Raw genomic sequence first — 12,678 nt, 5'->3', positions numbered from 1 at the left:
CGCTGCCGGGGCCGCTCCCGGCCGAGCGCCCCGCCCCGGCGCCCGGCGCCGGATCCGCGCCGGTGCCCGTCACCGTGACCGGCCCGGGCGCGGGCACCGTGAGCGGCACCGGCACGGGATCGGGCCTCCAGCCCGGCAAATACGTCAGCGGTACGGTCGCGGGCGCGGCGAAGCTGCTGATCGTCGGCCCGCTGGGGGTCGGCAAGACCACCCTCATCGGCACCGTCTCGGAGATCAAACCGCTCTCCACCGAGGCGATGATGACGCAGGCGGGCGCACGGGTGGACACCGTCGCCGACAGCGGGAAGACCACCACCACGGTGGCCCTGGACTTCGGCCGGATCACCATCGACGGCGCGCTGGTGCTCTATCTCTTCGGCACCCCGGGCCAGCAGCGTTTCCTTCCCGCCTGGCGGGATCTCGCCAGAGGGGCGCTGGGGGCGCTGGCCCTGGTGGACACCCGGGATCTCGCGGCCTCCTTCGACGCGCTGGGCAATCTGGAGGATCTGGGGCTGCCGTTCGCGGTGGCGGTCAATGTCTTCCCGGGGAGCCCGGGATACGCGGAGGAGGAGCTGCGGGCCGCGCTCGATCTGCTCCCCCGGACCCCGCTGGTGACGTGTGACGCCCGGGATCTGCGCTCCTCCGTGCGGGCGCTGATCGCCCTGCTCGGCCATCTGATCGACAGCGCGGAGGAGCCGGGAGCGCCCGCGCCCGCCGCCGGGGAGTCGCCATGACCGTCCAGCACTCCCCCACGGGCCGCTGTCCCTCCCCCGCGGCCCTCTACGGCCCGGATCTCGACGGCGACGCGATGCCCGCCTTCTACGAGCGGCTGCGCCGCGCGCACGGCCCGGTGGCCCCGGTGGCGATAGCCCCCGGGGTGAGCGCCTGGCTGGTGATCGGCCACCGCGAGCTGCTCCGGCTGACCCGGGACGAGCAGGACTTCTCCCACGATCCGCGCCGCTGGTCGCTGCTGCGCGAGGGCCGGGTGGCCCCGAACGCCCCGATCATGCCCATCGTCGGCTGGCGCCCGGCGCTGCTGTACGCGGACGGGCAGCAGCACCGCCGGATGCGCACCGCCGTCTCCGACGCGCTCGACCGGATCAACGGCCATGAACTGCGCCGTACGGTACGGGCCGCGGCCGAGCGGCTGATCGGGTCCTTCGCCGCCCGGCGCGGGGCCGATCTCGTGTCGGAGTACGCCCGCAGGCTGCCGGTGCAGGTCATCACCGGTCTGCTCGGGCTCGCGGAGGGCACCGGGGAGCAGCTGGCCCGGGCCATCGCGGGTCTGGTCGCCGCCAGCGCGGACTCGGTGGAGGCGGGGAAGCGGATGGACGCGATCCTGCGGGAGCTGATCGCCGGGAAGCGGAGCCGGCCCGGCGAGGACATCACCTCGGCGCTGCTGCACCATCCGGCCGCCCTGACCGACGAGGAGGTGCTGCACAACCTGGTGGTCATGTTCGTGGCCGGCCAGCAGACCACGGTCAACTGGATCTCCACCACCCTGCGGGTCCTCCTCTGCGACCCGGCCTTCCGCTCCTCCCTCTCGGTCGGCCATCTCTCCGTGGACGACGCGCTCGACCTGGTGCTGTGGCGCCATCCGCCGACCCAGAACTTCCCGGCCCGGTACGCCACCCGCGATCTGGACTTCGGCGGACAGCGGGTCCGGGCCGGGGACATGCTGCTGCTCGGCCTGGCGGCGGCCAACCAGGACCCGGAGGTACTGCCGGACGACGGCACCCCGGTCATCGGCAACCGCTCCCATCTCGCCTTCGGCGCCGGTCCGCATGCCTGCCCGGCGCAGGACCCGGCGCGGCTGATCACCCGTACCGCCGTGGACACCATCCGGCACCGGCTGCCCGATCTGGAGCTGGCGGTGCCGGAGTCCGAGCTCTCGTGGATCAAATCGCCGTGGAGCAAGGGCCTCGCCGCGCTGCCGGTGCGTTTCACGGAACCCCAGCTGCCGTACGCGACGGAGGCGTGAGCACGAGGCGCGCACGAGGAACGGCGGCACCAGACCTTTCCCCTGTCAGGAGAAGCCGATGAACACCTCGCACGACCCGCAGGCTCCCGCGGCACCCCACCGGCTGGACCGCGCGGGCGGCTGCCCGCATGCGGACAATGCCCGGCTGCTCGCGGCCGGTTCCGTGGCCGATGTCGTACTCCCCGGCGAGGTCCCCGGGATGGTGGTGCTGGGGCAGGAGGCGCTCAGGGAGTTCCTCGCCCACCCCGATGTCGCGAAGGACGCGGTCCACTTCACCGCATTGCGGGAGGGCCGGATCCCGGCGGGCTGGCCGCTGGCGACCTTCGCCACGGTGCGGGGGATGACCACGGCCGACGGCGACGATCACCGGCGGCTGCGGTCACCGGTGGCGAAGGCGTTCACGGCCCGCCGGGTGGCGGAGCTGCGGCCCCGGGTGGAGGCGTGCACCGACCGGCTGCTGGACGGGCTGGCGGCGGCGGCCGACGCCGGCGGCGGGGTCGCCGAGCTGCGCCGGCACTTCGCGATGCCGCTGCCGATGGGGGTCATCTCCGAACTCCTGGGCGTGGCCGAGGAGCACCGGGAGCGGCTGCACGAGCTCACCGAGCGGGTGGTGGACACCACACTCGGCCCGGCGCGGGTGATAGCGGCCAACAAGGAGATGGCGGAGTTACTGGAGAAGGTCGCCGCGGCCCGGGCGGCGGACCCCGGCGACGATCTGATCAGCGCGCTGATCGCGGCCCGCGACGAGGACGGCGGCCGGCTCGGCGAACAGGAGCTGACCGGCACCCTGATCCTGCTGATCATCGCGGGCCACGAGACGACGCTCAATCTGATCAGCAACGCGGTGCGGGCCCTGTGCACCCACCGCGACCAGCTCGAACTGATCCGCTCGGGCCGGGCGGAGTGGGCCGACGCGGTGGAGGAGACGCTGCGCTGGGACAGCCCGGTCAGCTACTTCCCGTTCCGCTACCCGGTGCGGGACATCACCCTCGACGGCACGGTGATCCCGAAGGGCACCCCGGTGCTGGCCGGATACTCGGCGGCGGGCCGCGATCCGGCCGCCCACGGCCCGGACGCCGGCCGCTTCGACATCACCCGCCGGGCGGGGGCCCGGCATCTCTCCCTGGGGCACGGCGCGCACTTCTGTCCGGGGGCGCCGCTGGCCCGGATGGAGGCGGCGGTCGCCCTGGAACGGCTCTTCGGCCGCTTCCCCGCGCTGGACCTGGCGGTCCCGGAGGCGGAGCTGGTCCGGCACCGGAGCTTTGTCGGCAACAGCGTGGACGAGCTGCCGGTGCGCCTGGAGCCGTGACACCTCCGGCGGGGCGCGGGCGGCGGGCTGGGTACGCTGAAGGGGTACCCGGCGCCCGCGCGGCGCACCCCGCTCCGGTCCTCCGCCGGCCTCGTGACACAAGGACCGGTATGCCGACCGCCCGATGGGAAGCGCTGCGCCGCGCCCGCCCCGCGCTCCTCGTCTATGTCTCCATACGCGCCCTCGGGCTGGCGGTGCTCTTCCTGTGGGCGCATCTCGCCGGCCGGGACGCGTGGCAGCTCCTCTCGGAGCGGTGGGACTCCCTCTGGTACGTCCGCGTCGTCGAACACGGCTATGACTTCACCCTGACCGCGCCCGACGGCCGGGTCCTCTCCGACATGGCCTTCTTTCCGCTGCTGCCCTGGCTGGAGGAGGGCCTGTCGGCCGTCACCCCGCTGACCCCGCCCGCCGCGGGCCTGGCCGTCAGCGCGGTGGCCTCGGTGGCGGCGGCCTGGGGGATCTTCCTGCTGGTCGCCGAGGTCTGCGGGGACGACCGCCCGGCCCTGTTCACCGTCGCGGCCTGGGCGGCGCTGCCGGTCGGCATCGTGCAGTCGATGGCGTACAGCGAATCGCTCTTCGTGGCGCTGTCGGCGTGGTCGCTGTACGCGGTCGTCCGCCGGCACTGGCTCTGGGCGGGGATCCTGGCCTCCCTCGCGGGCCTGACCCGCCCGGTGGGGCTGGCGGTCGCGGCGGCGCTCTGGCTGGCGGCGCTCACGGCGTGGCGCCGGGGCGGCGACCGCCGGCGGATGGCCGCGGGGATGGTGATCGCGCCGCTGGGCGCGGCGGGCTACATCCTCTGGGTGGGCGGGCAGGTCGGCGGGGTCTTCGGCTATCTCGATGTGCAGGGCGCCTGGGGCAATGGCTTCGACGGCGGGGCGGCCTTCGCCCGCTTCATCGGGGAGCTGCTGTTCAGCCCGGCCTTCGCCGCCGGGGCCGGGCTGCTGGCCGGTGTGGTCCTGATCGCCTGGCTCTTCGGGCGGGGAGTCCGCCAGGGCCAGCCGCCTGCGCTGCTCGCCTACACCGCGATCGTGGTCGTACTGGCCCTGGGCGCCTCGGGTTACTTCGGCTCGAAGCCCCGGCTGCTGATGCCCGCCTTCCCGCTGCTGATCCCGGCGGCGCTGGCACTGGCGCGGGCGCGGCCGGGGGTCGCCTGGACGGTGATCGGCGCGGCGTCGGCGGTGGCGGCGGTGTACGGGGCGTTCTGGCTGCACGGCTCGGGGCCGCCGTAGCGGATACGCCCCCGGGGACGCGGCTCCCGGAGGCGTGCGCCCGCCCGCGAGGCGGGGCGCGCCGGGTCCGTGCCGGAGATCGTCCCCGTACCGGACGTACTCGGGCGATTCGCCAACGCCGGGGCGCCGCGACGGCCGCCGGCACCGCGGGGCGCAGGCCCCGGGGGCGCGTCCGGCGACCGGCGGCGCCCGCCCGCGCCGGGCCCTCCCGCGCCGGAGGCGGTGGGCGCGCTAGCGGAGCTTGCGTCCCCGCCGCCAGACGTCCGTCACCAGCGGCACCCCGGGCCGGTAGGCCAGATGCACATGGCTGGGCGCGTCGAGCAGGGCGATGTCGGCGCGGGACCCGGGGGTGATGCGCCCGATGTCGGTGCGCCGGAGGGCCGCGGCGCCGCCCGCCGTGGCGGACCAGACCGCCTCGTCCGGTGTCATCCGCATGTCGCGCACGGCGAGCGCGATGCAGAAAGGCATGGACGAGGTGAACGAGGACCCGGGGTTGCAGTCGGTGGAGAGCGCCACGGTCACCCCGGCGTCGAGCAGCCGCCGGGCGTCGGGCCACTCGGCCCGGGTGGAGAATTCGGCCCCGGGCAGCAGGGTCGCGACGGTGCTGCCGCTCGCGAGGGCGTCGACGTCCGCGTCCGTGAGGTGGGTGCAGTGGTCGGCGCTGGCGGCCTCCAGCTCCACGGCGAGCCGCACGCCGGGGCCGTACGTCAGCTGGTTGGCGTGCACGCGCGGGATGAGCCCCTTCGCCCGGCCGGCCAGCAGCACGGCCCGCGCCTGGTCCGCGTCGAAGGCGCCCTTCTCGCAGAAGACATCGACCCAGCGGGCGTGCGGGGCGCAGGCGTCCAGCATCTCGCCGGTGACCAGTTCGACATAGCCCGCCGGGTCGCCGTCGTACTCGGGCGGCACGATGTGCGCCCCGAGATAGGTCACCTCCTCGGTGTGGCGCGCGGCGATCTCCAGCGCCCGGGCCTCGTCGCGGACGGTGAGGCCGTACCCCGACTTGGTCTCGAAGGTGGTGGTGCCCTGCCGCAGCGCCTCGTCGAGATGGCGCACCAGATTGGCCTCCAGCGCGGCATCGGAGGCGTCCCGGGTGGCGGCGACGGTGGTCCGGATCCCGCCCGCGGCGTACGGCTGTCCGGACATCCGCGCGCTGAACTCCCGCGTCCGGTCCCCGGCGAAGACCAGATGCGAGTGCGAGTCCACGAATCCGGGGACGGCGGACCGCCCGCGCGCGTCGTGCACCGCGTCCGCCTCGGGCGCCCGGCCGGCGGGCCCCGTCCAGGCGACGTGTCCGCCGTCGATGACGACGGCCGCGTTCTCGATCAGCCCGAGCGGTGAGCCGTCGCCCCGGCCGGGGTCGTTGGTGACAAGAGTGCTGATGTTGGTGATGAGGGTGGTGGTCATGGGGTCCTCCCGGCGGGGGTGCGATGTCCCCTCCCGCCACTTCCCGGTGCACATCGGTGGGCGCTTCGGAGGGTAGCGACCCGGTCCGGGGGAGATCGCACCGGATGCCGGTACGGAGCGGGGCGCGGCGGTCCCGCTCCGGCCGGCCGGTGTCACCGGGGCGTCGGCCGGGACCAGTCCGCCAGGCCGGCGGGTTCCCGCACCGAGACGCCCATGGGCCGGTCGTCGCCGACCGGGAGGGAGTGGTCGCGCAGGGCCCAGAGAGGTCCGGCGAGGGCGAGGACCGCGAGGGCCACGAAGGCCAGCGCGCCGCTCTCGAACCGATGGTCACCACAGTCGAGTTGTCGGGGCATGAGAACTCCTCTCGGGTGATGATCGCGCCCCCTCCCGCCGGTGGGCGGAAGGGGGCGCGACCTGGGGGTGGCCCCGGGTCTGTGCCGCCCCTGGCGCGGTCAGTCCCCCGGGGCCGTTCCCGGCCGCGGAGCGTGATGAGCGGTGGCCGCGGCCGGGAGTCTCTTCCGTCCGGTGGCTCAGGTCGCCCGGCGCAGGGCCTCGGCGATCTGTTCCACGGCGTCGGGGCGGAGCATCCCGAGATGCACATAGGGCGTTCCGGCCCCGGTGACGACCGGGCTGATGGAGCGGCAGTCCCGCTCGGGAACACCGAGGTCGGCGAGCGCCTCCCGCAGCGCCTCGGCCGCGTCACCGGCCGCCGACCGCTCGTCGCGCCAGTTCTGCATGTCCATCACCCCCGGCCCTTCCCGGCGAGCCGGCCGTGCCCCCGCTCGATCAGGGCGCTGACCGCGCCCGTGTCGCAGAGAACGGCCGGGTACGTCATCGGCACGCACCAGTGCAGACCCGTGTGCCCGGTCAGATCCGGCCTCGGCACACCCACCCAGGCCCCGCGGCCCAGCCGGCGCACCAGGCCGGAGGGCCACATACCGGTGGAACCCGGCGGCAGCAGCGCGTAATACCAGTGCCCGGTGTCGCAGATCACCGGACCGGCCAGCCCGCCCGTCAGCCATGCGGCGACCCCGTCGTGAACACTGTCACCGACCACCGCATGCACCAGCTCGCCCGAGATGCGGACGGCGTCGAACCGCACGCCCGCCGGCAGCATCGCGAACGAGCCCGACCGCCACTCCCCCCACGCGACACGCGGATCCGCGAGGGATTCCGCGAGCCATTCACCCATCGCGCTGTCGGTTATGGTCGTCATCGCAGCTCCAAGACGCCCGTGGAAGCGATACCGGCCCCACCACACCGAGGGGACTCGGTCCGGCTCGCTCTCTCCACGACCACGGTAGGCGCACTCAGAGTCACACCCCAGTGACACACTGTCCCACTTTGTGGATCAGGTGGGGCGCTGCGTCCTACCTCATCAGGCCCAATCGGTCGGCAAGTCCCAGTACGGCCGTGTCGCGGCGGGGGGCGCGCTCGCTCAGTTCGGCGACGAGCCGCCGCGAGGTGGAGTGGTAGCGCATCCACTCCGGCGCGCTGTCCTCGGCCCGCAGCAGGGCGCGTTCGGCCATGCGGTCCTTGCCGAGGTCGGTGTAGGCGAGGGCGCGGTCGACATGGAATCGCGCCTGCCAGGTGGGCGGCAGCGAGGCGAGATCCGGGATGGAGCGCGCGGCCCGGACCGCGTCGGGCGCCCGCTCCATCTCCACCAGGAAATTGACCTCGGCCACGCCGGTGTTGGTCGGGCCGAAGGGAGTGGCGTAGATCAGCAGGTCGCGGCCCATCATCTGGGCCGCCCCCTTGGCTCTTCTGAGCAGCTCCTCCACCATGCCGTGCTTCTCCTGCCGCACGGCGGCGGCGGCGGCCCGGAGCAGCAGAATGCCCCAGAGCGCGAGATCCTCGGCGTCCGACCGGAAGCCCGGTTCGATCTCCTCGGCGCGGGCCAGGGCGATGCGTTCCGCGTCGGCCAGCCGCCCCTGCTTGGTGAGCACCCAGGCCAGCGTGGAAGCGGAGAGCGTCACCAGGTTGGGATCGTCGCTCTCCCGCACGGCGGCCATGCCCCGCTCCAGGGCGGTGAAGGCGGCGTCCTCCTTGCCGAGCGCGGTCAGGGTGGTCGCCGCCACCTGATAGGCGACGGCCAGCACCGAGTGGGCCGCGGCTCTCTCGGCACCCGTGAAGGCGTGCGCGGCGGATCTCGCGTCCCGGATCAGCTGCGGCAGCAGGACCCCGATCTCCCCCAGCCGCCCCTCGCGTCTGATGCTCTCGGTGGAGTTGAGCGCCGCCCGCAACTCCCGGATGGTGGGCGGGTCCTCCGGGTCCGACTCGCCGCCCAGGATGTCGGCGACGGGCGAGACCGCCTGACGGAGAGCCAGTATCGACGGCCGCCCGCTCCCCGCCGCGCCCGGCACCTCGAAGGTGTTCGGCTGGCCGACGAGATGGCTGGGCTCGGTGTCCAGCGCGCGGGCCATGGCATTGATGCTGGAGAGCCGGGCGGTCTTGCGCCGTCCCTGCTCCAGTTTGCGGACCACGTCCACGGACAGGTCGGAACGCTCGGCCAGTTGCTCCTGGGTCATGCCTCGACGGCGGCGGAGCAACGCGATCCGGTCGCCCATTCCCGATTCATAAGCGTTCACAGCCAGCCACCCCGGGGGAAGAGGATCGAGTCTCCACCGTACGCCTGGGCTGGAGGTCACCACATTCGGTCTACTGCCAATATTCGGGCCCCAGTTGGCTATTCCCGGGCGACCCCGGTGGATCCTCACCCATCCTGATGAAGCACCGGACCGCTCCCTCCCGCGCCGCGCGCCCCACCCGCCCTGGCGCACTCCCGCACGCCCCGCGCGCACCCCTTGGACCGGGGCCGTCACCGCGAGGCGGGCACGGGGCCGGGCAGGCGGGTGTCGAGCGCGGTGGGCAGATGATCGGACGCGGCGCGCGTGTCCGGGGTGTCATGAGTCCAGTAGGCATCGGCGGGAAGGCCGCGGACCAGGATGTGGTCCAGGCGCAGGGGTACGGGCTCGTTGGCGTACGCGTATCCGACTGTGGCCGCCCGCTCCTGCCCCGTACGGGCCCGGGGGTCGGTCCAGCCGGAGTTGATCAGCGCGTGGAAAGCCCGGCGATCGGTGGCACCGAAGATTCCGTCCGGAGCGATGTACCGGTACCGGGAGTGGAGATGGCGCGCCACGAGAGAGTCCCAGTCGGGTTCGGTGTCGTGGATGCCAAAGCAGTTGAGGTCGCCGAGGAGGAGTGCGCGGCCGGGGGTGCCGGGGAAGTGTCCGGCGTAGTCGGTGAGGTGGCGGGCTTCGCGGAGGCGGGTTTCGCCGTCGGTGTGGGTGAGGTGGGTGGCGAGGGCGAGGAAGTCCCGGCTGTCGTCGTTCGCGTCGGCGTCGGCGGGTCGCAGCCGGGCCCGGATGAGGGCGTGCCGGAAGACCCGCTCGCCGATGTTCCGGCGCCCGATGAGCCGGAGCCTTGTGGGGCGGTGGAGGAGGGCGGTGAAGTTGCGCCCGTCGCCGACATGGGAGTGGGCCGTCATGGCGCACGCCATCCCCAGTTGGTGGCAGAGCCGCAGCAGCCGCCGCTCGTCCTGCTCGTCCCAGTGCGTGCACTCCTGAAGAGCCAGAATGTCCGGACGCAGTCCGGCGAGGATCACCGCCTGCGCCCACAGGCGTTCCTCCGAACCACCGTCCAGACCGCCATCACGGAGATTCCAGGTCACAGCCCGCAGGAACTGATGCTGTACGGGCACTGGCTACTCCTCGCCGGAATTCCGCTCGGCCACGCGCTGGTCCTGTGCGGTGGGCCCCGGCGACCGGCCATCACCGATCGGGACGACGTGGTCCCGCAGGGCCCAGAGGGGCCCGACGAGTCCGAGCACCGTGCGGGTGACAGGAACGAGCGAGCTGGTGCCGTGCTTCCGCTGTTCGGCCATGAGGGCACTCCTGATTCGGTGTGGTTCCCGCATCAGCGGGGTGTTCGCACGCAGGCGACGTGCAGATGTGGCTTGACGTCACTGCCGTGCAGGAGCCTGACCGGCTCTCCGGCCGGATCGGCCCACGGCGGCGTGTCCCAGCGGGTCCCCTGCGAAGGAGGCAGGGCAACCCATTGCTCGGGCCCGGTCCGGACATCCACAGCAGCAGCGGATCGGATCGTCAGCGCATGACGCCCCGTACCGGGAAGCACCAGAAGAGCTGCGGCCGCCTTCCCGAACAACAGACAGGGCACCGGTACAGGAGCTTCGGCGTCGAGCCTGACCATGGCGGTCATGCACACTGCCCTGGGCATCACGAGTGCGTCGAAGACCACTGTGGACGCGATGAGTCCCGCGCCCGGCTCGTTCTGGATCGCCTCGGCAACACCCTTGGGGAACGAACTCGCACCCAGAATCGGATGGGCACCAGGGAAGGGACAGCCGGATTCCCCACAGGTGCACCCGGCCCGGGGCCGGTAGCGGTGACCAATGGTCAACGGCCACTTGAGGGTCTGGGTGTAAACACGCGCAGCGGTTTGCGGATCGCGGACGTTGATCGGCTCCATTGCCGGCCCCTTTGTGATCGCTCGTGTACATCGGGTGACTTCCGAGCGTGGGGCAAGGGGTTCAGCGCAGCCCCAATTTTTTCCAGGGGTGTTCCGCGGAGCGCCTCAGTGAACCAGCTCCATACTCCTGACCAGGTACGACAGCGTCGACGCCTGTGACGGCACACCAACACGTGCCATGTCCGCCACTGCCGCCCGGGCCATGGGATCTCCGAAGACATACTGAGGCGCGCCGGCTGCCGCAGTGCGCAGCTTCAGCACAGCGGCGCCATTGCGCCCCATGCGGTGCAGCGCGCGTGCCTCGTCGATCGCATAGTGCGTCCGACGCTCCTTGCTCGGCACCGTGGCGACGTTCACCTCCGGGACCGTGGTGAGTCCGGCCTCGGGCTGGTCGACCTCCACCCCCACTTCGGCCGCATGCACTGCCACCGTGCCCCGGCCGAACACGGTCTGCGCCTCCAGGTCGTAGAAGTCGGGACCGAGCCGATCCGCGTCCTCAAGCGCCGCACCGATACGGGCCCAAGCGCTCGGACCCTGGGCGGCCCGGGCATGAGCGACAGCGCAGCGCAGATGCAGAGCTCCACGCAGCGATACTGCCTCCGGCTGCGGTTGCGACGCGGCGGCCAGTGACTCCAGATCGCGCAGTGCCGCCTCGGCGACGACCACGGTCTCCGACAGCGACGCCTGGTGGAGCAGTGCTCCACAGCGGTCCCACGCTACGGCGGCTTTGGTGATCGGATCGTCCAGTTCGGTTGCCGCGCCTGCGGCCACTTCGGCGGCGGACCACGCCAGATCCGGGTAGCCGAAAGCGTTCAAACACATGCGTGCCGTGCGGGCGGCGTCGACCATCAGTCGCAGTGCCTCTTCACGGGTACCGCCCTCGGCGAACAGAAGGGCAGTGTTCAAGTCCTCGATCATGTTCGGCAGCAGAGTCGCGAGCCGGGGCAGATTGGCGGCCTGCCGAGCCCGGTTCGTCTCCCATGACTTCGCGTGTATCGAAGCCAGTTCCGGAAGGGCACCCTGTGGTGCCAGCCCGGGATGGCCGGAGAGAATCAACCCCGCTCGGCGCAACCCGGCACGCAGGGCCGGCACATGGGCATGGGCGATTGCCCCGCTGTGGTGTTGAAGCCGATAGGGCTGGCCAAGAAGCCAGACGACATCCACGTCGCATTGGTCCGCGACCGCTGTGATGACCGAATAGCGGTCGAGTGGCTGACGGCCGGACTCGACATTGGCCATCCAGGACTCGGTGCGTCCGAGGAAATCGGCGAGCTGCACTTGCGACAGCCCGGCGGCATTCCGGGCGATACGCACGCGGGTACCGATGTGTTCATGGGCAGGAAGAGACATGGCGGAAAGCTCCGTTCTGACCTGGACTCTCAGAACGTACCCCCACCCCGGGCAACACGTACCGCCATTCACCCTCGGCGCTCAGCGTCATGCGCACACCGCCTCGGCACTCACGCCCGGAGCTACGCCGCAGCGGCCGGCACATACACATCGCCCGCCCACAACAGCCGCCACAGGGGCGTGCACGTCATCATGCGCGCCTTGGGCGGGCTCACTCACGCCGGGCCGGCAGAGGCGGGCGCCGGGAACTGTCCGCCCTATGGTGTGAAGCGGCAGGGGCCCGCCGACAGCAGGAGGAGATCGGATGCCCGGGAAAGAACATCACCTGACCATGTATATGACCGGCGGCCCGGTGCGGGTACCCGGCACGATCCGCGGAGTCCGGGAGGCTCTGCCCGAAGAGGTTCGCGCCGCGTTCACCGCGGAGATCGAGGATGCTCCGGCCGAGGAGCTCCGCACAGTTCTCGTCCGGTGGGCGATGAACATTCCCACCGAGCACGACGCGGCGGAAGAGGCCGTGATCGAACGTGTCCGCGCCGGCGACTTCACCGGCGTCACCTTCGCAGAAGACCTCGAAGACCTCGGAGACGACGAGTACCGGAGCGCCGGATGAGCTACCGCGTCGTCTACACGGACATGGCCGAGGCGGGGCGGGCATCGCTCTCGCCCATGGACCGCAAGGTGTTCGACACCAGAGTCGCCGCCATCGCCCGTGACCCGTACGGCTGCGGATCAAGCACAGTCGGAACCTCCCGGGACCGGCGGGACGCCGCGATCGGCAGCATCGCGATCATCCGCTACGAGGTCAGTCCCCGCGTGGTCACCGTCACCATCCTGCGCGTCGTCTGACCTTCCGGCTCTCCGGCACAACAAGCGGCCCTGTCCCGCCGGGCGCGCGGCCGGGCGGGACAGGGCAC

The 12,678-nt window shown here is 72.3% G+C and carries 15 protein-coding genes; 6 read left to right on the top strand and 9 right to left on the bottom strand.

All coding sequences use genetic code 11. The features are described from left to right. The first annotated feature begins 173 nt into the window (after positions 1-173). The 4 genes from AAFN69_RS21305 to AAFN69_RS21290 all read left to right on the top strand — a co-directional run bounded on the left by AAFN69_RS21305 (position 174) and on the right by AAFN69_RS21290 (position 4,519). A complete protein-coding gene (locus AAFN69_RS21305; protein ID WP_347730264.1) occupies positions 174-734 on the top strand; it encodes an ATP/GTP-binding protein in 561 nt (186 codons plus the stop codon). Then, complete coding sequence (locus AAFN69_RS21300) at positions 731-1,981, top strand: cytochrome P450 (protein WP_347730205.1); 1,251 nt, start codon at positions 731-733, stop codon at positions 1,979-1,981. Before AAFN69_RS21305 ends, AAFN69_RS21300 begins: the two co-directional genes overlap by 4 nt. A gap of 58 nt (positions 1,982-2,039) precedes the next feature. Then, positions 2,040-3,290 carry a cytochrome P450 gene (locus AAFN69_RS21295; protein ID WP_347730204.1) on the top strand — a complete coding sequence of 417 codons (1,251 nt, stop codon included), beginning with the start codon at positions 2,040-2,042 and terminating at the stop codon, positions 3,288-3,290. A gap of 110 nt (positions 3,291-3,400) precedes the next feature. Beyond that, complete coding sequence (locus tag AAFN69_RS21290; RefSeq protein WP_347730203.1) at positions 3,401-4,519, top strand: hypothetical protein; 1,119 nt, start codon at positions 3,401-3,403, stop codon at positions 4,517-4,519. A gap of 231 nt (positions 4,520-4,750) precedes the next feature. Here the strand turns inward: AAFN69_RS21290 and hutI are convergent, their stop codons facing one another. From hutI to AAFN69_RS21245, 9 genes are all read right to left on the bottom strand, one after another. Further along, on the bottom strand, positions 4,751-5,923 hold the full coding sequence (gene hutI, locus AAFN69_RS21285; RefSeq protein WP_347730202.1) for an imidazolonepropionase: 1,173 nt from the start codon (positions 5,921-5,923) through the stop codon (positions 4,751-4,753). 152 nt (positions 5,924-6,075) lie between these two features. Continuing rightward, positions 6,076-6,276, bottom strand: a complete 201-nt coding sequence (locus AAFN69_RS21280) for a hypothetical protein (RefSeq protein ID WP_347730201.1) — start codon at positions 6,274-6,276, stop codon at positions 6,076-6,078. Between the two features lie 177 nt (positions 6,277-6,453). Beyond that, positions 6,454-6,666, bottom strand: a complete 213-nt coding sequence (locus AAFN69_RS21275) for a hypothetical protein (protein WP_347730200.1) — start codon at positions 6,664-6,666, stop codon at positions 6,454-6,456. Continuing rightward, positions 6,666-7,139, bottom strand: coding sequence for a hypothetical protein (locus tag AAFN69_RS21270; protein ID WP_347730199.1), 474 nt, complete (start codon positions 7,137-7,139; stop codon positions 6,666-6,668). Before AAFN69_RS21270 ends, AAFN69_RS21275 begins: the two co-directional genes overlap by 1 nt. A 154-nt stretch (positions 7,140-7,293) precedes the next feature. Continuing rightward, positions 7,294-8,490: a helix-turn-helix transcriptional regulator gene (locus AAFN69_RS21265; RefSeq protein WP_347730198.1), complete on the bottom strand. Its 1,197-nt coding sequence runs from the start codon at positions 8,488-8,490 to the stop codon at positions 7,294-7,296. A gap of 251 nt (positions 8,491-8,741) precedes the next feature. Beyond that, on the bottom strand, positions 8,742-9,623 hold the full coding sequence (locus AAFN69_RS21260; RefSeq protein ID WP_347730197.1) for an endonuclease/exonuclease/phosphatase family protein: 882 nt from the start codon (positions 9,621-9,623) through the stop codon (positions 8,742-8,744). A 3-nt stretch (positions 9,624-9,626) separates the two neighbouring features. Further along, positions 9,627-9,806, bottom strand: coding sequence for a hypothetical protein (locus tag AAFN69_RS21255; RefSeq protein ID WP_347730196.1), 180 nt, complete (start codon positions 9,804-9,806; stop codon positions 9,627-9,629). 32 nt (positions 9,807-9,838) lie between these two features. Beyond that, a complete protein-coding gene (locus AAFN69_RS21250; RefSeq protein ID WP_347730195.1) occupies positions 9,839-10,411 on the bottom strand; it encodes a hypothetical protein in 573 nt (190 codons plus the stop codon). A gap of 105 nt (positions 10,412-10,516) precedes the next feature. Then, entirely contained in the window at positions 10,517-11,761 is a 1,245-nt protein-coding gene (locus tag AAFN69_RS21245; RefSeq protein ID WP_347730194.1) for a helix-turn-helix domain-containing protein, read from the bottom strand. 304 nt (positions 11,762-12,065) lie between these two features. Between AAFN69_RS21245 and AAFN69_RS21240 the strand changes: the two genes are divergently transcribed. Next, entirely contained in the window at positions 12,066-12,374 is a 309-nt protein-coding gene (locus tag AAFN69_RS21240; RefSeq protein ID WP_347730193.1) for a hypothetical protein, read from the top strand. Further along, on the top strand, positions 12,371-12,610 hold the full coding sequence (locus AAFN69_RS21235) for a hypothetical protein (protein ID WP_347730192.1): 240 nt from the start codon (positions 12,371-12,373) through the stop codon (positions 12,608-12,610). Before AAFN69_RS21240 ends, AAFN69_RS21235 begins: the two co-directional genes overlap by 4 nt. Positions 12,611-12,678 lie beyond the last annotated feature (68 nt).

The organism is Streptomyces sp. CAU 1734, assembly GCF_039888735.1.
GTDB lineage: Bacteria > Actinomycetota > Actinomycetes > Streptomycetales > Streptomycetaceae > Streptomyces.
This window is presented reverse-complemented; position numbering and strand designations above follow the sequence as displayed.

Coding starts and splice junctions, on each gene's coding strand:
- AAFN69_RS21300 (WP_347730205.1), top strand. CDS start 731: ATGACCGTCCAGCACTCCCCCACGGGCCGCTGTCCCTCCCCCGCGGCC.
- AAFN69_RS21270 (WP_347730199.1), bottom strand. CDS start 7,139: ATGACGACCATAACCGACAGCGCGATGGGTGAATGGCTCGCGGAATCC.
- AAFN69_RS21240 (WP_347730193.1), top strand. CDS start 12,066: ATGCCCGGGAAAGAACATCACCTGACCATGTATATGACCGGCGGCCCG.
- hutI (WP_347730202.1), bottom strand. CDS start 5,923: ATGACCACCACCCTCATCACCAACATCAGCACTCTTGTCACCAACGAC.
- AAFN69_RS21295 (WP_347730204.1), top strand. CDS start 2,040: ATGAACACCTCGCACGACCCGCAGGCTCCCGCGGCACCCCACCGGCTG.
- AAFN69_RS21280 (WP_347730201.1), bottom strand. CDS start 6,276: ATGCCCCGACAACTCGACTGTGGTGACCATCGGTTCGAGAGCGGCGCG.
- AAFN69_RS21290 (WP_347730203.1), top strand. CDS start 3,401: ATGCCGACCGCCCGATGGGAAGCGCTGCGCCGCGCCCGCCCCGCGCTC.
- AAFN69_RS21255 (WP_347730196.1), bottom strand. CDS start 9,806: ATGGCCGAACAGCGGAAGCACGGCACCAGCTCGCTCGTTCCTGTCACC.
- AAFN69_RS21245 (WP_347730194.1), bottom strand. CDS start 11,761: ATGTCTCTTCCTGCCCATGAACACATCGGTACCCGCGTGCGTATCGCC.
- AAFN69_RS21275 (WP_347730200.1), bottom strand. CDS start 6,666: ATGGACATGCAGAACTGGCGCGACGAGCGGTCGGCGGCCGGTGACGCG.
- AAFN69_RS21250 (WP_347730195.1), bottom strand. CDS start 10,411: ATGGAGCCGATCAACGTCCGCGATCCGCAAACCGCTGCGCGTGTTTAC.
- AAFN69_RS21265 (WP_347730198.1), bottom strand. CDS start 8,490: ATGGGCGACCGGATCGCGTTGCTCCGCCGCCGTCGAGGCATGACCCAG.
- AAFN69_RS21235 (WP_347730192.1), top strand. CDS start 12,371: ATGAGCTACCGCGTCGTCTACACGGACATGGCCGAGGCGGGGCGGGCA.